Source organism: Streptomyces sp. TP-A0874 (assembly GCF_001748085.1).
Taxonomy (GTDB): Bacteria; Actinomycetota; Actinomycetes; order Streptomycetales; family Streptomycetaceae; genus Streptomyces.
On sequence record NZ_BBZK01000003.1, the window covers coordinates 135403 to 156588 of the forward strand.

General features: G+C 71.3%; 15 protein-coding genes and 1 tRNA gene. 8 read left to right on the forward strand and 8 right to left on the reverse strand.

The genetic code is table 11. The features are described 5' to 3' along the window. Positions 1-10: 10 nt before the first annotated feature. From BGP73_RS00490 to BGP73_RS00525, 8 genes are all read left to right on the forward strand, one after another. On the forward strand, positions 11-5212 hold the full coding sequence (locus BGP73_RS00490; RefSeq protein WP_069811173.1) for a thioesterase domain-containing protein: 5202 nt from the start codon (positions 11-13) through the stop codon (positions 5210-5212). Then, positions 5209-6024 (forward strand): thioesterase II family protein, encoded by an 816-nt coding sequence (locus tag BGP73_RS00495; protein ID WP_069811175.1) that lies wholly within the window; start codon positions 5209-5211, stop codon positions 6022-6024. The genes BGP73_RS00490 and BGP73_RS00495 overlap by 4 nt, the downstream gene beginning before the upstream one ends. After that, positions 6021-7598: an acyl-CoA carboxylase subunit beta gene (locus BGP73_RS00500; protein WP_069811177.1), complete on the forward strand. Its 1578-nt coding sequence runs from the start codon at positions 6021-6023 to the stop codon at positions 7596-7598. The genes BGP73_RS00495 and BGP73_RS00500 overlap by 4 nt, the downstream gene beginning before the upstream one ends. Then, positions 7595-7909, forward strand: coding sequence for an acyl-CoA carboxylase subunit epsilon (locus tag BGP73_RS00505; protein WP_069811179.1), 315 nt, complete (start codon positions 7595-7597; stop codon positions 7907-7909). Before BGP73_RS00500 ends, BGP73_RS00505 begins: the two co-directional genes overlap by 4 nt. 98 nt (positions 7910-8007) lie before the next feature. Further along, positions 8008-9543, forward strand: a complete 1536-nt coding sequence (locus tag BGP73_RS00510; protein WP_244501035.1) for an amino acid adenylation domain-containing protein — start codon at positions 8008-8010, stop codon at positions 9541-9543. 55 nt (positions 9544-9598) lie between these two features. Beyond that, the gene (locus tag BGP73_RS00515; protein WP_069811181.1) at positions 9599-11371 is read left to right on the forward strand and encodes an acetyl/propionyl/methylcrotonyl-CoA carboxylase subunit alpha; all 1773 of its coding nucleotides are present in this window, start codon (positions 9599-9601) and stop codon (positions 11369-11371) included. Between the two features lie 119 nt (positions 11372-11490). Beyond that, complete coding sequence (locus BGP73_RS00520) at positions 11491-13056, forward strand: DHA2 family efflux MFS transporter permease subunit (protein WP_069811182.1); 1566 nt, start codon at positions 11491-11493, stop codon at positions 13054-13056. A gap of 124 nt (positions 13057-13180) precedes the next feature. Next, positions 13181-13735: an acyl-CoA-like ligand-binding transcription factor gene (locus BGP73_RS00525; protein WP_170837721.1), complete on the forward strand. Its 555-nt coding sequence runs from the start codon at positions 13181-13183 to the stop codon at positions 13733-13735. A 245-nt stretch (positions 13736-13980) separates the two neighbouring features. On the opposite strand, the gene BGP73_RS00530 is transcribed toward BGP73_RS00525, so the two are convergent. The 8 genes from BGP73_RS00530 to ehuB all read right to left on the reverse strand — a co-directional run bounded on the left by BGP73_RS00530 (position 13981) and on the right by ehuB (position 21186). Beyond that, complete coding sequence (locus BGP73_RS00530) at positions 13981-15339, reverse strand: MATE family efflux transporter (RefSeq protein WP_069811186.1); 1359 nt, start codon at positions 15337-15339, stop codon at positions 13981-13983. A 156-nt stretch (positions 15340-15495) separates the two neighbouring features. Continuing rightward, entirely contained in the window at positions 15496-16644 is a 1149-nt protein-coding gene (locus BGP73_RS00535) for a PP2C family protein-serine/threonine phosphatase (RefSeq protein WP_069811188.1), read from the reverse strand. Positions 16645-16879: 235 nt separating this feature from the next. Beyond that, a tRNA-Lys gene (locus tag BGP73_RS00540) sits at positions 16880-16956 on the reverse strand. A 95-nt stretch (positions 16957-17051) separates the two neighbouring features. Continuing rightward, positions 17052-17810: an IclR family transcriptional regulator gene (locus tag BGP73_RS00545; protein WP_069811190.1), complete on the reverse strand. Its 759-nt coding sequence runs from the start codon at positions 17808-17810 to the stop codon at positions 17052-17054. Between the two features lie 269 nt (positions 17811-18079). Next, positions 18080-18898 (reverse strand): ectoine/hydroxyectoine ABC transporter ATP-binding protein EhuA, encoded by an 819-nt coding sequence (gene ehuA, locus BGP73_RS00550; protein ID WP_069811192.1) that lies wholly within the window; start codon positions 18896-18898, stop codon positions 18080-18082. After that, positions 18888-19538 (reverse strand): ectoine/hydroxyectoine ABC transporter permease subunit EhuD, encoded by a 651-nt coding sequence (gene ehuD, locus BGP73_RS00555; RefSeq protein WP_069811194.1) that lies wholly within the window; start codon positions 19536-19538, stop codon positions 18888-18890. Before ehuD ends, ehuA begins: the two co-directional genes overlap by 11 nt. Further along, the gene (gene ehuC / locus BGP73_RS00560) at positions 19538-20284 is read right to left on the reverse strand and encodes an ectoine/hydroxyectoine ABC transporter permease subunit EhuC (protein WP_069812017.1); all 747 of its coding nucleotides are present in this window, start codon (positions 20282-20284) and stop codon (positions 19538-19540) included. Before ehuC ends, ehuD begins: the two co-directional genes overlap by 1 nt. Then, the gene (ehuB, locus tag BGP73_RS00565) at positions 20281-21186 is read right to left on the reverse strand and encodes an ectoine/hydroxyectoine ABC transporter substrate-binding protein EhuB (protein ID WP_069811196.1); all 906 of its coding nucleotides are present in this window, start codon (positions 21184-21186) and stop codon (positions 20281-20283) included. The genes ehuC and ehuB overlap by 4 nt, the downstream gene beginning before the upstream one ends.

The window sequence follows — 21186 nt, forward strand, 5'->3', positions numbered from 1 at the left end:
CGGACCATCCATGACTGCCCATGATGTCGAGGACATCTACGTACTCTCCCCGATGCAGGAAGGGCTCCTGTTCTACACCCTGCAGAACCCGCGCAGCTCGATGTACGCGCAACAACTCGCCCACACCTACGTCGGTGACCTGGACGAGGAGGCGCTGCGATCTGCCTGGCAGGTGGTGGTCGGCAGGCACCCGGTGCTGCGCAGCTCCTTCGTCTGGGAACGCCTCGACAAGCCACTGCAGATGGTCCACCGGGAAGCACCGGTGGAGTTCGAGACGCTCGACTGGAGCGGGCTCTCCGCCGAGGAACTGGTGGAGCGCGAACGGCGTCTGCTGCGGGACGACCGCGAGCGCGGCTTCGACCTGGCCGCCCCGCCGCTGATGCGCTTCTACCTGGCGCGGCTGGACGACCGGCGGCACCGTTTCGTGGTCAGCGTTCACCACCTCGTCCTGGACGGCTGGTCCACCGGGGTCGTCCTCAAGGAGGTCGCCGCCGCCTACACCGCCATGCGCGAGGGCAAGCCCGTCGACCTGCCCTCGGCGCGGCCCTTCCGGGCCTATGTGGACTGGTTGCGCGCGAAGGACCCGGACAGCGCGGAGGCCTACTGGCGGCGCGAGCTCAAGGGGGTCACCGGGCCGACCCCGCTCCCCGTGGCGGACGCCGCGCACCGCGCGGGGCTCGGCGAGCAGCAGGTCGCGGCCGTCGAACTCGGCGCACGGGAGAGCTCGCGCCTGACCGACCTGCTCCGGGAGCGCCGCCTGACGCTCAACACCCTGGTGCAGGCGGCGTGGGCGCTGCTGCTCTCCCGCTACGCCGGTACGCCCGAGGCGGTCTTCGGCACCGTCTCCTCCGGCCGTCCTCCCGAGCTTGAGGGCTCCGAGGAGATGGTCGGCCTCTTCGTCAACACGCTGCCCATCCGGGTCCGGGTCGACCCCGCAGCACACGTGGGCGAGTGGCTCGACGAGGTGCAGGCGAAGTCGGTCGCGGCCCGCGCGCACGAGCACGTACCGCTCACCCGCATCCAGGAATGGAGCGACGTACCGCACGGCACGGAGCTCTTCGAGAGCGTCCAGGTGGTGCAGAACGCGCTCGACCTGTCGTTGCTGTGGGAGCGGTTCGCGGACCTGGAGGTTGCCGACCCCGTCTACTTCACCCGGACCAGCTTCCCGCTCACGCTGACCGTGGTGCCCGGTGACCGCATCCTGCTGCGGGCGATGTACGACGCCTCGTGGCTGCCGGACACGATGGCCGGCCGGCTGCTCGGACACCTGAAAACCCTCCTGGGCGAGCTGGCGGGCGACCCCGGGCGACGGTTGGCCGACCTGCCGATGCTCACCCCGGAGGAGTGGACCGCACTGGTCGGCCCGGGCGGCGGGCGAGCGGACGAGGCCCCGTGGCCGGTCGGGCAGGAGTGCGCGGAGCACGGGGCACACCGGCCGGACGCCGTCGCGGTGACACACGGCGCGCGCTCGCTCAGCTGGGGGCAACTGGACACCGGGGTGGAGCGGTTGGCCGCCCGGCTGCGGGAGCGGGGCGCCGCGGAGAACACCGTGGTCGCACTCTGCCTGCGGGATCCCGTCGACGCTCTGACCGCCCTCCTCGCCGTATGGCGCGCCGGGGCCGCCCCGGCGCCCCTGGACCCGGCGCGCCCGGCCGCCGACCTGCTCCACCTGGCCGAGGCCGCACGCCCCGGCCTGATGGTGGCCGATCCCGAGACCGCCGAGGCCCTCGCCGACACCGGCCACGAACTGCTGCTGCTCGACCCGGAGGCTGGCGCCCTCCCGGCGCCCGTCGACTCCCCGGTGCGGCCCCCCGCCCCGGTGGAGACGGCGCTCGCCTACGTCGCCTTCACCTCCGGCGCCGAGGACGGACCGAAAGCGGTGCCGCTCGACCACCGTTCCCTGACCGCGACGGGCGGCGTGCACCGGGAAGAGCTCCACCTCAGGCCGGACGACACCGTCCTGCTCCACGCCCCCGCCGACTCCTACCTGTACCTGCTCACCGTGCTGGCCGGACTGCGCGCCGGGGCCCGGTTCGTCCTGCCCACCGGTTCGGCCGCGGAGTCCTCCTCGGCCGTCACCGCGGCGATCGAGGCCCAGGTGGCCGAGTACGGCGTCAGCTGCGCCGTCCTCACCCCCACGCTGCTCGGCGCCCTGGACCCCGAGGGCCCGGCTGGGGCCCTGCGTACCGTGATCGTCACCGGGGAACACTGCCCGGCGCCCGTGGCCGCCGCCTGGGCCCGGGACACCGGCCGGCGGGTGTTCTCGCTGTACGGATCAGCCGAGACGGCCGGTGCGGCGGTGCTCGGCCGGGTCACCCCGGAGGGCGCCACCGAGGGGCGGCCGGTCGGCGGGCGCCGCGCCTACGTCCTCGGCGCGGGCGGCAGCCCGCTGCCGTGCGGCGTCGCCGGGGAACTCCACCTGGCCGGCCCCGGTCTCTCCCCCGGCTACCTCGACCGTCCGGCGTTGACCGTCGAGCGCTACCGACCCGACCCCTTCTTCCAGGACGCTCCGGAGAGGATGTACCGCACCGGGGACCTGGCCCGGTGGACCGAGTCAGGCGGACTGGAGGTGCTCGGCCGGGTCGGCGAGAGGCTGACTGTCGCCGGTCGCGCGGTGGATCCGGCGGCCGTGGCGGAACTCCTCCGCACCCACCCGGCGGTGGCCGCCTGCACGGTCGGTGGGGACGACGACGGCCTCACGGCGTACGTCGTACCGGACCACGAGGGATCCTCCGGAGCGGACGCCGACGAGCAGGTGCACCAGTGGCGCCAGCTCTACGAGCACACCTACGCCGACCAGAACGGCACGGGCGAGGCCGAGTTCAACACCGTGGGCTGGAACAGCAGCTTCACCGGTGGCGCTATCCCCGAGGACGAGATGCGTGAGTGGCGCACCGCGACTCTGGAGCAGTTGCGCGGACTGCGGGCCTCCAGCGTCCTTGAGATCGGCTGCGGCACGGGCATGTTCCTGCTGCCGCTGGCCCGGGAGTGCGAGGAGTACTGGGCCACCGACCTGTCACCCGCGGCCCTCGACTACGTGCGCGAGCAACTCCGGGCGCCCGCCTACGCGGACAGCCGGGTCACCCTGCGGGAGCAGCAGGCGGACGACCTCACCGGGATCCCCTCCGGCCGCTTCGACCTGGTCGTCATCAACTCCGTCGTCCAGTACTTCCCGGACGAGGCGTACCTGCGGCGGGTGCTCGACGGGGCCGTCCGCGCGCTGCGGCCGGGCGGTCGGATCTTCGTCGGCGACGTCCGGAACCTCGACACCCTCCGCGCCATGCACCTGTCGATGCAGCTCGCCGACCGTCCGGCCGACCACCCGGCACCGGAACTGTGGCTCGCCGCGCGTTCCCGCGCCCGGCTGGAGGAGGAGCTCGTACTCAGCCCCGGGTTCTTCCGCGGTTACGCCGCGCAGCTGGCCCCCGGCGCGGTCGCGCGGGTCGCCGCCAAGCGCGGACGGGCCCGCAACGAACTGACCTGCTACCGGTACGACGTGCTCATCGAACCGGCCGGGGGCGAGTCGGGCCGGGCCGGCCGGGTGCTCGACTGGGCCTCGGACATCGGGGAGCCCGACGCGTTGGCGGGGCTGCTGGCGGAGGAGCCGGACACCCTGCTGATCGGCGGTGTCCCCGACGCCCGGGTGCGGGACATGGTCGCCGCCGTGGAACTGCTGGACCGCGACGCAGCCCCGGCGACCGCGGGCGGCCTGGCCGAACGGGTCTCCCGGGAGGCCGGTGTGGACCCGGAAGCCCTCCACGAGGCCGCCGAACGCGCCGGCTATCAGGTGGACCTGCTGCTGGGCGAGGCGCCCGCCACCCTGGACGCCCTCTTCGTGCGGAACGGCTCGCCTGCCGCAGCCCCCGAGGCCCGGGCCGGCCAGTGGCGTGCCCACGCCGAGGGCCTGCCGCCGGTGGAGGGGCGGGTGGCCAACGACCCGTTGGCCCAACGCCATGACACCAGGCTCCTCGGCGAACTGCAGACCCTGGCCGAACGGCGACTGCCGTCCCACGCGGTACCGGGCGACTACCTGGTCGTCGCCGACCTGCCGCTCACCCGCGACGGGCGGACCGCTCGGGGGCCGCTCGGCTCCCTGCGTGGCTCGGGCCGGGGCCCGGGGCGGGAGATCACCGCCCCGCGGGACACCACGGAACTGGTGGTGGCCCGGGTCTGGGAGGAGGTGCTCGGGATCCGACCCGTCGGTGTCACCGACGACTTCTTCTCGCTCGGCGGGCACTCACTCGTGGCGATGCGGGTGATCTCCCGCCTACAGCGGCATTTCAACCGCGACATCGACCTGGCCGTGCTCCTGAACCAGCCCACGGTGGCCGAACTGGCGGCCGTCCTGAGAGCGGAGGCCGAAGGCCCGGGGCGCTCGTCCGTGGTGACCCTGCAAGCCGCCGGTGAGGAACCGCCGCTGTTCCTCGTCCACCCCTCCGGGGGCAACCTGCTCGTCTACCAGTTCCTCGCGGAACGACTCGGCGCGGACACCCCGGTCCACATGCTGGAGACGCCCGCACTGCACCGCTTCGGCACGGTCGAGGAACTGGCCGCCCACTACGCGGAGGCCATCCGGCAGTTCGTTCCGCACGGCCCCTACAGGCTCGGCGGCCTCTCCTTCGGCGGACTGGTGGCCTTCGAAGTCGCCCGGCAGCTCACCGAGGCGGGTGAGAAGGTCGAGGCGGTGACGATGTTCGAATCCTCGCTGGCCGGCGCCGTGCCCAAGGACGTCACGCCGGAGGACCTGCTCGCCTACCGCACCGCGCACTTCGCCCACGTCTTCGAGCTGGTCTTCGGCAAGGAGATCCCGCTCACCGAGGAGGAACTGCGCGGTCTCGCCCCCGACGAGCAGTTGGAGATGCTCTACCAGCGGGTCGACGCGTCCCTCGGGGGCGGCCTCGGCATGGGCATCCTGCGGAGCACCGTCGAGGACGTACAGCGGGTCCGGGACATGATCCGCGCCTACCGGCCCGGTGACTACAGCGGTCCGGTGCACCTGTTCATCGGTCTCGAACCCATGCCGCCGCACCTCAACGACCCCGAGTTCTACCGGAGCGACCGGACGCTCGGCTGGGACGAGCACCTTCCGGACCTGCGGATCGTGGACACCCCCGGGAACCACCTCACGCTGCTCAACCCACCGCACGTCGACACCCTCGCCGAGCGGATGCGGGAGATCACCGGCTCCGCACGGACCCGGGAGGCGCGATGACCTTGCGCACCCACATAGCGGCCGAGCGGTCCGCCCGCTGGTTCCGGTGTTTCCGGCCCAGACCACAGGCCGCCGTCCTGCTCTACGCGCTGCCGTTCGCCGGCGGCGGAGCGGCCTTCTACCGCGCCTGGGCCGATCGGCTGCCCGCCTCGGTGGAGCTCCGCGCCGTCCAGTTGCCCGGGCGGCAGGACAGGATGGCCGAGCCGCCGGCGGTCGACTGCGCGGCGCTCTGCCGCTCCCTCGCGTCCGCGCTGCGGGACGATCTGTCGGACCGGCCCTTCGCGCTGTTCGGGCACAGCATGGGAGCGCTGCTCTCCTTCGAGCTGGCTCGCGAACTGCGCCGCCTCGGCGAGAGAGCGCCGGTGGCGCTCGGCGTCTCCGGCTGGTCGTCGCCGCGCGACCGCCTCCCGCACGGTCGGTACACCACCCTGAGCGACGCGGAGTTCCTCACCGTGGTGCGACGTCTCGGCGGAATGCCGCAGGACGTGCTGGACGAGCCGGACCTGCTGAGCCTGGTGCTGCCCACGCTCCGTGCCGACTTCCAGGTGGTGGAGGGCTACAGCTACCGGGAGGAGCCGCCGCTCGACCTGCCGATGTCGGTGTTCGGCGGCGTGTCCGACCCCTTCACGGAGCGTCAGGGGCTGGAGGGATGGCAGCAGGAGACCACCGGTCCGGTGACCGTCCGCCACTACCCCGGACGCCACTTCTACCTGACGGAGCACGCCGACGCCGTCGCCGGCGCGTTCCTGGCCGACCTCAGGGCCGCGCTCGCCGGCTCGAACCCGGCCCCGACCGAAGGAGGCCCGCGATGAGCGACGACCTCGGCCCCGTCACCACCGCCGACCGTATCGAGGACTTCAAGCGGCGCCAGCGGGAAGCGGCGGAAGCCTCCTCCCCGGCGGCCGTCGAGAGGCAGCACGCCCGCGGGAAGCTGACCGCGCGGGAACGGATCACCGAACTCCTGGACGAGGGGTCCTTCGTCGAGTTCGACGCCCTGGCCCGGCACCGCTGCCACGGATTCGGCATGGAACAGCGGCGCCCGTACGGCGACGGCGTCATCACCGGCCACGGCACGGTGGGCGGGCGGAAGGTCTTCGTCTTCGCCCAGGACTTCACCGTGTTCGGGGGGAGTCTGGGCGAGGTGTACGGCGAGAAGATCGTCAAGGTGATGGACCTCGCCATCCGCACCGGGTGCCCGATCATCGGCATCAACGACTCCGGCGGCGCCCGGATCCAGGAAGGCGTCGTCTCCCTCGCCTACTACGCGGAACTCGTCCGGCGCCATGTCGAGGCGTCGGGCGTCATCCCGCAGATCTCCCTGATGATGGGGCCGTGCGCGGGCGGAGCGGTGTACTCCCCGGCCATCACGGACTTCGTCGTCATGACGGACCGCACCTCCCACATGTTCGTCACCGGACCGGACGTGCTGGAGACGGTCACGGGACAGGTGGTCAGCCACGAGGAGCTGGGCGGCGCCCACACCCACAACACGGTGTCCGGCAACGCCCACTACCTGGCCGCCGACGAGAAGGAGGCCTTCGAGTACGTCCGGGACCTGCTCTCCTACCTGCCGTCCAACAACCTCGACGACCCGCCGGTGTACGCCCCGGAGACCGATCCGCGGCAGGAGGCGGAGGCGCTGACGCTGGACGCCATCGTCCCCGACGACCCCAACCAGCCCTACGACATGCACGAGGTCGTCTCACGCGTGGTGGACGGCGGCGAACTGCTGGAGGTGCAGCCGCTCTACGCCCCCAACATCATCTGCGGCCTGGCCCGGATCGACGGCCGCACCGTCGGGGTGGTCGCCAACCAGCCGCTGCGGATGGCCGGCGTGCTGGACATCAACGCCAGTGAGAAGGCGGCGCGTTTCGTCCGTTTCTGCGACGCCTTCAGCATCCCGATCCTGACCTTCGTCGACGTGCCGGGGTTCATGCCGGGCACCGAGCAGGAACGCATGGGCATCATCCGGCGCGGCGCCAAGCTGGTCTACGCGTACGCGGAGGCCAGTGTGCCGACCGTGACGGTGGTGACCCGCAAGGCGTTCGGCGGCGGATACGGGGTGATGGGCTCCAAACACCTGGGCATCGACGTCAACTTCGCCTGGCCCACCGCGCAGATCGCCGTCATGGGCGGGGAGGGCGCCGTCCGGGTGTTGTACCGCCGCGCCATCGAGGGGGCCGAGGACCCGGATGCGGAGAGCACCCGGCTGCGCCGGGAGTACGAGAAGGAGCTCTGCAACCCGTACATGGCCGCCGAACGCGGATACGTGGACGCGGTCATCCTCCCGTCCCAGACGCGTGAACAGGTGAAGGCCGCCCTGAGCACCCTGCGCACCAAACGGGTGACCGGACTTCCGAAGAAGCACGGAAACCTGCCGCTGTGACCGCCGGAGGAGACATCGGCGGCGATCGGACCGGAGGGCCGCCGGTGCGGGCCCCCGGGGGCGCCGAGCCGTCACCGGTGGTGCCCCCGAACCACCTCGCCTCGGTGAACGTCGTGCGCGGCGACCCCACCCCAGAGGAACTGGCCGCCGTGATGGCGTGCCTGGTGGTGGCGTCCGCCGGTCGTCCCGCAGCCGACCGCGGGGTCGTGGCCGAGGCGTCCGGATGGACCCGCGCCGCACGTACGGGGCTGCTGCGGTCCACGCTGCTGCCCATGCGGGGCTGGCGCGGGGCCTCCGGCCCGGGACGTTGACCGCGCCCCGGCCGCTGCGCGGAGGACAGCCGGTGGACGGCCGCAGAACAACGACTCGATCCGGCTCCCCGGGAGCCGGAGGAAGGAACTTCCCGATCATGTCGGATGCGATGCCGGAGAGGGCGACCGGCTTCCGTCGCCTGGACGAACTGTTCCGCCAACAGGTCGCCGAACACCCCGACGCGGTGGCGGTGGTCGACGCGGGCCGGTCGGTGAGCTACCGCGAGCTCTGGGAGGCCGCCGGCGGTGTCGCGGAAGAACTCGCCGGCGCGGGGGTGGAACCCGGCGGCCTGGTCGGACTGAAGCTCGGGCGGGGCTGGCGAGTGGTCGCGGGGATTCTGGGCATCTGGCGCCACGGCTCCGGTTACGTCCCCATCGACCCGCGCTATCCGCAGGCCCGCCAGGAGTACATCGTCGCGGACGTCGGGCTCCGGCACACGGTCGTCGAGGGGGAGGGCGGCGGACTGCTGGTCACCGCGGGGGGCGGTGCGGCCGGGCCGGCGGCGCCCGTCCCGGACGACACCGCCTATGTGATCCACACATCGGGTTCGACCGGCGATCCCAAGGGGGTCGTCATCCGCCACAGCCATGTGCTGGCCCTCCTGGAGGCGTGCTCGAAGACGTACGAGGTGGGGGCGGACGACGTGTGGTCGTTCTTCCACTCGCACAGCTTCGACTTCAGCGTCTGGGAGATCTGGGGGGCCCTGCTGTCGGGTGGCAGGGTCGCGGTGGTCCCGCAGGAGGCGGCCACCGACTCCCGGCGCTTCGCCACCTTCCTGGCCGAACAGCGGGTCACCGTGCTCAGCCAGGTCCCCTCCGTCTTCGGCTTCCTGGTGCGCGCGCTCTCGGCCGACCCCGTGCCCCTGCCGGACCTGCGGTACGTGGTCTTCGGGGGAGAGGCGATCACTCCGCGGACCTTGCTGAACTGGTACCGGCTCGGTGTCGCGCCCCGGGCGGAACTGTTCAACATGTACGGCATCACGGAGATCACCGTGCACGCCACGGTGGCCAGGCTCACTCCGGAGGCGCTGCGGGCCCCCTCCGTGGGGACCCCCATCGGGGAGCCGCTGCCCCATCTCAGCATCGCGCTGATGGAGGACGGGCGCCCGGTGCCGCCCGGCGTCCCCGGGGAGATGCACATCGCGGGGCCGAGTGTGGCGGAGGGGTACCTGGGGCGGCCCGAGCTCACCTCCCGGCGGTTCGTCCGCCACCAGGCGCTGGGCGAGGACCGGCTCTGGTACCGCAGCGGGGACTACGCGATCGAACGGTCCGACGGCGGCTTCGAATACCTGGGGCGGCGCGACGACCAGGTGAAGATCCGCGGGTTCCGGATCGAACTCGGCGAGATCGAGGCGGTCCTCGCCGACCAGCCGGAGGTGCGCGAGTGCGCCGTGGTGGTGACCGACTCGCCCAACGGCGATCCGGTGCTGGTCGGTTGCTTCCTCCCCGAGGCCTCCGCCGACGCGATGGGGAGTGGGGAGTTGGCGAGCACGCTCGGCCACCGGCTGGCGGGCCTTCTGCCCCGGCACCTGGTCCCCGCCCGACTGCTCCAGGTCGCCCGACTGCCGCTGACCCTGTCGGGGAAGCTCGACCGCGCTGCCCTCGCCCGCCGGGCTTCCGAAAGCGGTCACTGAAGCGAGTGTGTGAACGACGATCCGCCCCGTTCGGGGCCGAGGATGGGGAGCCATCGTGCGCAAGGTACTCATCGCCAACCGTGGCGAGATCGCGGTCCGGGTGGCCCGGGCCTGCCGGGACGCCGGCATCGCGAGCGTGGCCGTGTACGCGGACCCGGACCGGGACGCCGTCCACGTCCGTGCCGCGGACGAGTCGTTCGCTCTCGGCGGCGGCACCCCCGCCGACAGCTACCTCGACATCGACAAGGTGTTGCGGGCCGCGAGCGACTCCGGGGCGGATGCGATCCACCCCGGCTACGGGTTCCTGTCGGAGAACGCCGACTTCGCCGAGGCCGTCCTCGACGCCGGGTTGACCTGGATCGGGCCGCCGCCACAGGCCATCAGGGACCTGGGCGACAAGGTCGCCGCCCGGCGTCTCGCGCAGCGCGCCGGCGCTCCGCTGGTGGCGGGCACCCCGGACCCGGTCTCCGGCGCGGCGGAGGCGGTGGCCTTCGCCGAGGAGCACGGGTTGCCGATCGCCATCAAGGCCGCCTTCGGCGGCGGGGGGCGGGGGCTGAAGGTCGCTCACACCCTGGAGGAGGTCCCCGAACTGTACGAGTCCGCGGTCCGCGAGGCGGTGGCCTCCTTCGGGCGCGGCGAGTGCTTCGTGGAGCGGTACCTGACCAGACCGCGGCATGTGGAGACGCAGTGCCTGGCCGACGCCCACGGCAACGTGGTCGTGGTCTCCACCCGGGACTGCTCCCTGCAGCGGCGCCACCAGAAGCTGGTGGAGGAGGCGCCGGCCCCCTTCCTCACCGCCGCGCAGACCGCCGAGTTGTACCGGGCCTCGAAGGCCGTCCTCCGGGAGGCCGGCTACGTCGGCGCCGGCACCGTCGAGTTCCTCGTCGCGGTGGACGGCACGATCTCCTTCCTGGAGGTCAACACCCGGTTGCAGGTGGAGCATCCGGTCACCGAGGAGGTCACCGGCATCGATCTGGTGCGTGAGCAGTTCCGCATCGCCGACGGCGCGGAACTCGGCTATGACGACCCGGTCCACCGCGGTCACTCCTTCGAGTTCCGGATCAACGGTGAGGATCCGGGCCGCGGCTTCCTGCCGGCCCCCGGTACGGTCACCCGGTTCTCCCCGCCGACCGGTCCGGGCGTGCGGCTGGACAGTGGTGTCGAGTCCGGCAGCGTCATCGGCCCGGCCTGGGACTCGCTGCTGGCCAAGCTGGTGGTGACCGGCCGGACCCGTACCGAGGCCTTGCAACGCGCCGCCCGCGCCTTGGAGGAGTTCACCGTCGAGGGCATGGCGACCGCGCTCCCGTTCCATCGCGCGGTGGTGCGGGATCCGGCGTTCGCCCCCGAACTCAACGGATCTGACGCGCCGTTCACGGTGCACACCCGTTGGATCGAGACCGAGTTCGCCAACGACATCGAGCCGTTCACCGCCCCGGCGGAGACGGAGGCGGGGGAGGGGCCGGGACGCGAGACGGTCGTCGTCGAGGTGGCCGGCAAGCGCCTTGAGGTCTCACTGCCCGCCAGCTTCGGGGCGTCGTCGGGCCGCGGCGGGCCGCCGGCCGACGCCCGGAGGAAGCGCCGCTCGGTTCGCCGCTCCGGCTCCGGCGCGGGCGGCGACATCCTCTCCTCGCCGATGCAGGGAACCATCGTCAAGGTCCTCGTCGAGGACGGCCAGGAGGTCGAGGAGGGTGACCTGGTGGTCGTCCTGGAGGCGATGAAGATGGAGCAGCCGCTGAACGCCCACCGGAGCGGCACGGTCAAGGGCCTGAGCGCCCGAGCCGGCGCATCGGTCGCGTCGGGAGCGGCGATCTGCGAGATCAGGGACTGAGCCACGGCGATCTCGGCGGTTACCGACTTTTGGATGTCGCTTCCAAATGGCATCCTGTCTAAATGGTTAGTGAGTATCAAGAATGGCCTCAGGGCCCGACCGTCGGCGAGGAGGCGGACATGGACCGCGGCGATGCCGTGAAGGCGCCTTACCCGAAGCGCTGGTGGGCACTGAGTGCCCTGGTGCTGAGCCTGCTGGTCATCGGGTTGGACATCACGATCCTGAACGTGGCCCTACCGACCCTCGCCACGGACCTGGGAGCCACCAACCAGGATCTGCAGTGGATCGCCGACTCGTACACGCTCGTCTTCGCGGGGCTGCTGCTGCCGGCCGGGGTGCTGGGCGACCGCTTCGGTCGTAAGAAGCTGATCATCATCGGCCTGCTGGTGTTCGGCGCCGCCTCGGCGCTCTGCGCCTGGTCGCCGGGGGCCGCCGAACTCATCTGGGCCCGCGGTCTGCTGGGCGTCGGTGCGGCGATCGTCACACCGCTGAGCCTGTCGATCCTGCCCGCGATGTTCCCGAAGGAGGAGCGCGGCAAGGCGATCGCCATCTGGTCGACGGGCACGGTCATCGGCCTGCCGCTGGGGCCGATCCTCGGCGGTTACCTGCTTGAGCACTACTGGTGGGGTTCGGTCTTCCTGATCAACGTGCCGGTGCTCGTCGTGGGGGTGCTCTGCGCGGCGGTTCTGCTGCCGGAGTCCCGAGACGAGACCAGGCCGCGCGTCGACCTGGTCGGCGGGGTGCTGTCCACCGTCGGTCTGTGCAGCCTGCTCTACGGGATCATCGAGGGTGCCGACCGGGGCTGGGGTGACGGTGTCATCCTTGGTTCCATCACGGTCGGTCTGCTGTTCCTGGTGGCGTTCGTCCTCTGGGAGCAGCGTGCCCGGGAGGCCCTGATCGACCTCGCGCTCTTCTGGAACCGGAACTTCTCCGTCGCCACCATCGTTCTGACCGTTCTCTCCTTCGTCCTGTACGGGATCCTGTTCGTCACCCCGCAGTACCTGCAGGTGGTGCTGGGCACGTCCGCGCTCGGCACCGGGGTGAGACTCCTCCCGCTGGTGCTGGCCTACATGGTGGGCGCGGGCGTCAGCGACGCCCTGGTGAAGTTGGTCGGGGTGCGCTGGGTGCTGGTGGGCGGGCTCGGGGTCCTCGGCGTCGGTATGGCGGTCATGGCGGGCATCTCGTCGGACAGCGGATACACCTACGCGGCCCTGTCGTTCGTCGTCCTGGGGCTGGGGCTCGGCATCTCGCTCCCGCCGTCGGTGGACCTCGTGATGGACGCCCTGCCGGCGGACCAGACCGGGCGGGGCACCGCGCTGACCACCGCGCTGCGGCAGGTGGGCGGCGCCCTGGGCATCGCCGTCCTGGGCAGCATGCTCGCCTCGACCTACTCGAGCGGGGTCAGGGAGGTGGTGAGCGGGATGCCGGCCGAGGTCCGCGGCCCGGTGGAGGACTCGGTGGCCGCGGCCGCCGCCGTCGCCGACAAAATGGGGGCCGCGGGCGAACCGCTGCGGAGTGTCGCTTACAAGGCCTTCACAGATGGCATGGAATCTCTTTCGCTAGCCTGTAGTACTATGGCTTTCCTTGGAGCCTTGACGGTCTTCGTGTTGCTATCCGAGAAAAGCGGCAGCGAGGCCGAAGCCAGCCGAGCGGAGGAGGTCGCTCCGGTGGATTCAGGCACCTAGCTTGAACAAATGAGACTCTGATCGGCCGCGCTTACGAGCGCGGCCGATCAAGTTCTGACACGAGAGGTTTGCTGTCATGTCGTCAGCCCCTGGTCTGCGCGAACGCAAGAGAATGCGGGTCCGCATGACTATCAGGCAGGAGGCTCTCCGGCTGTTTACGGAAAGGGGCTACGACAAGACCACGGTCGAGCAGATCGCCGAAGCGGCAGAAGTCGCGAATACCACGTTCTTTCGATACTTTCCATCCAAGGAGCATGTCGTCTTCGCTGATGAATACGATGTGCCGCTGAGAGAGGCGATCACTTCCCGCCCGGAGGACGAGCCCCTCCTGGTAGCGGTCCGCAACGGCATTACCGAGTTCTGTCGGACGAGCCTCGTCGCGGACCAAGAGGAATTGCTGACGCGCCTGCAGTTGATCGACCGGGTGCCCGCCCTCCGTTCCAGGCTCCCGCAGCACCAGCGCGACGAGTCGGACTTCATGGCGGACTTCCTCGCGCGCAGGATGGGGTGCGAGCCGGACGACCTGGTGGTCCGGGTGCTGGTGGGCGTGCTGGGCTCGATGGTGGCGGAGGTGCTGCTGGCCTGGGCGAGGGCGGGTGGGGAGCAGCCGCTCGAAGACCTGTTCGCGAAGCTCTTCGATGAGATGTCCCAGGTCTTCTCCGAGGTTGGCGCCGGGTGACCACAGCCGGGCCTCCCCTCGGAGGCCGTGTGGATCCAGAAATTCGGTATCGAGTTTGACATGGAAGTGACTTCCAAAATACCCTCAATCCTGTAACTGGGGGCCGCTCTTCCGGGGGTGAACGCCTGGTCCGCGTGGCTTCCCCCGGGCGCGCCATCAGGCGTCCTGCCTGCCGGAAGCGGTCCCGTCCGCCCTGCCTGAGGGGTCCTCAGGCAGGGCGGACGTTTCTCCGGCGGAGCGGCCGCTCAGGCCGGGGACGCGGCCGGTGCCGCGGAGCCCAGTCGGCCGCTGTTGACGTGGAAGGCGATCGACTGCCCCGCGACCAGCAGCAGGTTGGCGCAGGCGAGCGCGGTCCACAGCCCCGGCAGTCCGCCGGCCGACCCGGCGGGTACCGCCACCAGCGCGAGCGCCCCGTAGCAGCAGGTGAAGGAGAGCAGGCTCGGCAGCGTCCGCTTGATGCCGATGAGCCCGAATCCGGAGACGGCCTGCAGGGCGTCCGCGACCACCACCGTCAGTACCAGCGGCAGCAGTGCCACCGCCCGCCCGCGGACCTCGGAGTCGGAGGTGAAGACGGTGAAGACCTCGCTCCGCAGCAGCACCGCGGTGGTGCCCAGCACGGCCACCGCGCTCAGCGCGACGGCGGCTCCGGCCAGCACCGAACGCCGAACCGCCACCACGTCCCCCTCCTCGGCCGCGGCGGCCACCGGGGGGACGGTCGCCTGACCGACCGCCACCGCCGCGGTGAAGATCAGGTTGCTCAGCGAGACGCAGATGCTCTGGACCGCGGCCTCCGCGGTCCCGATCCGGGCCGCCGCGAACGCCAGCACCCCCAGGACGGCGAACTTGACGAGCACCGTCCCCGCCAGCGGGATGCCGACCCTGGCCAGCCGCAGGGCCTCCGGGAGGTTCGGTCGGCCGAGCCGGAGCGAGTGCCCGGCCAGGACGGTCCTCCTCCGCAGCGCCGACTGGGCGAGCACCGCGCTCACCAGGCAGGAGGCGAGCATCGCCACACCGGCTCCGGTGAGCCCCAGTCGGGGCGCCGGTCCGAGCCCGGCCACCAGCACGGGGGACAGCCCCACCGCCACCGCCGTGCCGGACAGCCCCGCCCGCATGACGAGTCTGCCGCGCCCCAGGCCGATGAGGACCGCGCCGGCCGCGGAGGACCAGGCGGAGGCGACCACCGCTAGGGCCAGCAGGATGGGCAGCGCGCCCAGTTGGCTCCGCGTCGACTCGGGGACACCGCCGAGCGCGGCGACCAGCGGCACCGAGGCCACGGCCGCGCCGCCCAGCCCCCCGACGACGACGGCGAGCCACATCCCGTTCCGCACTGCGGGCAGTATCCCTTCGGGACCCCCCGCCGCCTTGCCGCTCACGAAGGGGATGAGGCCGCGCAGCGCGCCGGAGACGGTGGCGGTGGCGGGGCTGAAGACGGCGAGCGTCACGGTGAGCGCCGCCAGTGAGTCCGTCGAGTGGTGGCCGAGCAGAGCGGTGTCGACCAGGGAACCGGTGGAAGCCGCGATCATGGTCAGGTAGAGCGGCAGGGCGGACTGGGCGATCTCCCCGAAACGGCTCTTCAGCGCCGCCGCCTTCCGGCTCTCGGACATCCACTCCGCCTCTCCCCGGTGCCCGACACGGCGCGCCAGGCGCCTCCCGAACAGCGTAGGCACCGGGCCGGCCGGGGGTGGTGCCCTCAGGAAACCCGGCCGCTCCCTGCCGAGTGCGGCCGGCGCCGCGGGCGTACCGGTGTGTCCGGCGGACGGTCAGGAGCGGGCGTCCGGCTCGGTGGCCGCCCGCTCCGGTGGGCGGTCCGGTTCCGCGGTGCGGGTCAGGGCCAGCAGCGCGATGTCGTCCTCCTGCCGGCCCCCGGTGTACCGCCGCAGATCGGCGACGAGGGCGCTCAGCAGCCCGCCCGGGCCCGGCGGAGCGGGGCGCGACAGCACGGGGGCGGGATCGTAGAAGGCGCCGCGCGGGTCGCGGGCCTCGGTGAGGCCGTCGGTGAAGAGCAGCAGGGTGGCGCCGGCCGGCAGGTCGAACCGGTCGACGGGGATCTCGGGGGCGTTCGGCACGGAAAGGTCGGCCAGGCCGAGCGGCAGCGACGGCGACCCCGGCTCCAGGCACCGCACCCGGCCGCCCTCGACCAGGAGCGGCGGAGGATGCCCCAGGTTCGCCATCCGCACCGTGCAGCAGTCGGGCGGGATCTCGGCGATGACGGCCGTGGCGAACGTCTCGGCCCCCCGCGGGCCACCCAGGTCGGCGTTCATCCGCCGCATCTTCTGCTCCAGCTGGTCCACCACGCGGGGCAGCTCGGGCACCCGGATGGCGGCTTCGAAGAAGGCCCCGAGCAGTCCGTTGACGATTCGCACGGCCCCCACCCCGTGGCCGCGGACGTCCGCCAGCATCAGCCGGGCGCCGTACGGACCCTCCTGGACGGCGTAGAGGTCCCCGCCGATGGCGGCCTCCCTCTCGGCGGCCTGGTACCGGGCAGCCACGAGCAGCGGCCCGATGTGGTCGGGCGGAGTCGGGAGGACGGCCCGCTGGACGGTCTCCGCGACCTCGCGGGCGGTCTTCAGCTGCCGCCGGTCGTGCGCGATGATCCGGTTGATCCCGGCGGCCAGGGCGGTCAGGAGGATCATGCTGGTCAGCGCGACGTTGTGGGTGATGTCGTACGGGCCGCCGTAGACGGTGACCAGGAGCAGCCCGGCGAGCATCACGGCCGCCCCGGTGGCGATGGTGCCGGCCAGGGAGAGCAGCGGGGCGGCGACCACCGGGGCGGCCGCGAGCAGGGGGAACACGCTGACGCTGTTCGACGAGGCGACCGCGATGAGGATCGCGCAGCAGATAACCCCCGGGGGCAGCAGTCGGCGCCACCTCGCCGAGGAGCTGTGCCCAGACTCACTGTCGCGCTTCATCCGTCCCTCTGGAGATGTACGGGAGCTGGATCCCAGTCTCGTCCGCCTCCTCGGCGACGGCGACCGCACAGCCTGCCGCCGGGGGCGCGCCGATCCGTCGAGGGACAGCGGGTGCCCGGGCGCGGTCACCGCCGTACGCACGACAGAGGGGGGACGGCTGCCCACCACGGTGGTCCGCCACATGCGAAAGGGCGCCCTCGGATACCGAGAACGCCCAGGTCAGCCACTTGATCGCTGGTGCGCCGCCAGGGACTCGAACCCCGGACCCGCTGATTAAGAGTCAGCTGCTCTAACCAACTGAGCTAGCGGCGCCTACTGACCAGGAAATCATACCCGCTCCCCGAGGGTGCTTCCGACCACGACCGCAGGTCTTCCGGGGCCCCGGCCCCGGCGCTGGGCCCCGGCCCTCAGATGGCCAGGGAGAGCAGCAGCGGCGTCGCTCTCCGGTTGAGGGTGTCGGCGGCCTGCCGCAGCCGGTGGGCGTGTCGGACGGGCAGTGACAGGGCTATGCTCCCGACGGACTTCCCGGCCGTGATGGGCACCGCGGCGCAGACCGTGCCGACCGCGTACTCCTGCAGGTCGAGGACCGGCACCGTGGGCGGCTGGTTCTCCAGTTTGCTCAGCAGCACCTTCTCGTCCGTGATCGTCCGGGAGGTGAACCGGGCGGTCCGGTGCCGGGCCAGATGGTCCCGGCGCGCGTCGTGGTCCAACTGGCTGAGCAGGCACTTTCCCGCGGCGCTGGCGTGTGCGGCGTAACGGAAGTCCACCCACTCGTTGACCTTCGGGGCGCTGGGCCCGTCCGCGTACTGGGTGATCCTGAACTCGCCGTCGACGTAGTGGCTGATGTAGACCGCCGCTCCCACCGTGTCGCGCAGCTCCCGGAGGGTCTTCTGGAGTTTGTCCTTCAGCGCCCGCCGGTGGTTCGCGCCGGAGCCGAGGAGCAGCAGGGTCTCGCCCACCACGTAGCCGTCATCGGCGGTCCGGGCGATGTACCCCTCGCGGCTGAGCATCGGCAGGATCCGGGCGAGCTGCTCCTCCGGCAGGCCGGTCTCCTGGGCGATCCGCTCCGCCCGGACCCCGTCGCCGTGCCGGGCCACCGTTTCCAGTACGCGGAGCGCCCGCTGCACGGAGCGGGACGGCGCGATCGGCTCCGGGTTCTGCGCCACGGTTGTCCCCCTTGCAGGTATGACCGTTTGCGTGGTTCGCCACGCTCGCGCGTGGCGGGCGCTCCGGTGGGCCCGACGCGCGCTCGGGGCTCGGCTGGAAGTCCACGATAACGGCCAAGGGCCCTTTGGTGAGAGAGAGTTGAACAGAACAGCTGCGCGCCCCGGTCGGCTCGACCGGGGCGCGCAGGATTGGCATATGCCGGAATCCGCCTCGCCGGCACCGGGGGGTCCGGCGCTCGGCGCCCACCGGAGGGCGCAGTGGGCGGCGCTCAGAGGACGGCGCTGAGGAACTCGCGGGTCCGCTGGTGCTCGGGGTCGGTGAAGATCTTCTCCGGCGGCCCGGACTCGATGACCCGGCCGGCGTCGAACATCAGCACGTCGTCGGAGATGTCCCGGGCGAAATTCATCTCGTGGGTCACACACAGCATGGTGATGTCGGTGGTGTGGGCGATGTCCCGGAGGACGTCCAGCACCCCGGCGACCAGCTCCGGGTCGAGCGCGGAGGTCACCTCGTCCAGGAGCAGCACCTGCGGGCGCATCGCCAGCGCCCTGGCGATCGCCACCCGCTGCTGCTGGCCGCCGGAGAGCTGCGTCGGGTAGGCGTCGCAGCGGTCGCCGAGGTCCACCAGCTCCAGCAGCTCCCGGGCGCGCTCCTCCGCCTCGTCCTTGCTCAGGCCGAGGACGTGCACCGGCGCCTCGGTGATGTTGCGCAGCACGTTCATGTTGGGGAAGAGGTTGAACTGCTGGAAGACCATCCCGATCTTCTTGCGCACCTCGCGGGTGTGCCGCTCGCCGGCCGGGCTGAGCTTGCCGCCCTTCTCCTCGTGGGTGAGGTACTGGCCGTCCACCCGGATGGTTCCCTCGTCGGGCTTGAGGAGGGTCATCAGCAGCCGCAGGATGGTGGTCTTCCCCGATCCGGACGGGCCGATGAGGGTGACGTGCTTCCCGGAGGAGACGGTGAAGTCCAGGTTGTCCAGGACGACGTTGCTGCCGAAGCGCTTGGTCACGCCGTCGAACCGGATCAGCTCGCTGCCGTCGACGGTCGGGTTGCTGTGCTCGGTCGATGGGGTGTTGCTGTCAGCGGACAAGACGACGCTCCAGGGCTCGCATGAGGAGGGAAGCCGGGTAGGCGATGAGGATGAAGGCGATGCCGACCACCGTGATGGGCTCGGTCATCACGAAGGTCTGGGAGCCGAACTGCCGGGCTTCGCCCAACATCTCCAGAACACCGATGGTGGCGATCATCGGGGAGTCCTTCAGCATCGCGATGACGTAGTTGCCGAGCGCCGGGACCACCCGCCGGATCGCCTGCGGCAGGATCACCGCGCTCCAGGTGCGGACCCGCGGCAGGCTGAGGGCGGTGGCCGCCTCCCACTGGCCCCGCGGCACGCCGTCGATACCGGCGCGGTAGACCTCCGCGGTGTACGTCGAGTAGTGCAGCCCGAGACCGATCACGCCCGTGGTCAACGGGGAGAACGTGAGGTTCCACTCCGGCAGCACATAGAACAGGAAGAAGAGCTGGACCAGCAGCGGGGTGTTGCGCACGAACTCGGTGAAGGCGGTCACCGGCCAGCGCACCACCTTCAGCTCGGAGCGCTGGGCCAGCGCCCAGACCAGGCCGAGCGAGAAGGCGACCAGCGAGCCGAGCAGCAGGGCCTCCAGCGTGACCAGCACGCCGTCCCAGAACCGCGGCATGAAATCGCCGACGGCGGACCAATCCCAGTTCATCAGTTACCTCCAGAGCGGGAGAAGTCGCCCGACGTCTCGGTCTGCTGCCGGAGGCTGAGCTTCTGCAACGGGCCCTCGCCCCTCGCCGGTGCCTGCCCGATCCCGGCCTTGGCGTGCCGCTCCACGACACGCATGCCACGGGTCAGGGCGAAGGCGAGGACGAAGTACATCAGCAGGATGATCGTGTAGACCGGCGCGCTCTGCCCGGTCGCGTTGCGGACCAGCGAGGCGCCGAAGGCGATGTCCCCGACACCCATGATCGAAACCAGTGCGGTGCCCTTGAGCAACTCGATCAGCAGGTTGTTGAAGGGCGGGACCATTTCCGGCCAGGCCTGCGGCAGAACGATCTTCCGTAGCTGCTGGAACGGGGTGAAGCTGAGCGCGATGCCCGCTTCCCGCTGTGCCGGAGCCACCGCCGCGACGGCGCCGCGGACGATCTCCGAACCGTAGGCGCCGTAGGACAGGCCCAGCGCCAGCACCGCGGCCCAGGTCGGCACCAACTGCCAGCCGAAGGCGACCGGAAGGACGAAGAACAGCCAGAACATCAGGACCAGCGCGGAGGTTCCGCGGAAGATCTCCATGTAGAGGCCGGAGAGGAAGCGCACGACCTTCAGACGGTGGGTGCGGGCGATGCCCACGCTGAACGCCACGAAGGCCCCGAGCGCGGCGCTGTAGACGGTGAGCTGGACGGTGACCCAGAGCCCCTGGAACAGGAGCCCCCACAGGCCTGCTGTGATCTCACTCATGGCCTGCACTTCTCCTCTGCGGTGATCTCCGTCATCTGCTCCTCGCCGAAGCCGAAGGGACGCATGATGCGGAGCAGCTCGCCGCTCTTCTTCATCTTGTGCAGCTCACGGTTGAAGGCGTCCCGCAGGTTGGTCTCCGCCGGCCGGAACGCGAACCCGCCGACGTCGATGACGGGCTCGCCGTCCACCAGCGGGGTGACCTCGGGGGTGGCCTCGACCTTGCGGCTCTTGGACTGCTGCACCACGTTGCGCACGGTGACCGCGGTGCCGACGAAGACGTCCACCCGGCCCTGCTCGACGTTGAGGAGACCGGCCAGCTGGTCCGGCAGGGTCGTGATGTTCTTGACCCCGGCCTCCTTGGCGTACGCGATCTCGGCGTATCCGACGCCGGTGGCCATCTTGGCCCCGCTCTCCGCGATGTCCTTGTACGTCCGCAGGTTCAGCGGATTCCCCTTGGGCACGATGAAGGCATCGAGCATCTGGTACTCGGGGTCGGCGAAGATGACCTGCTGGCAACGCTCGGGATTGATGTACATCCCGGCGGCGACCACGTCGAACTGCTGGGAGTTCAGCCCGGAGATCAGCGAGCTGAACTCGGTGGGGAAAGGCTGGAGGTTGGGAACGCCCAGCCGTTCGAAGATGCGCTTGGCGATCGTGGGCGCCGATCCGGTCATCTTGCCGTCCCGGCCGATGTAGCTGTACGGCTGCTCGCCGGCGAGCCCGAGCCGTACCGTGCGCTGCGCCCGCAGGCGCTCCAGTAGATCTCCCCCGCTTCCCGTCTCCGCGGTGGACACCCGGCTACAGCCGACGGCGCCCATCGCACCAAGAGCCGCCGCACCCGCGAGCAGCGAGCGGCGGCGCACCCCTCTTCCCATGTCGTCGTTCCCCTGTGGTGGAGCCAT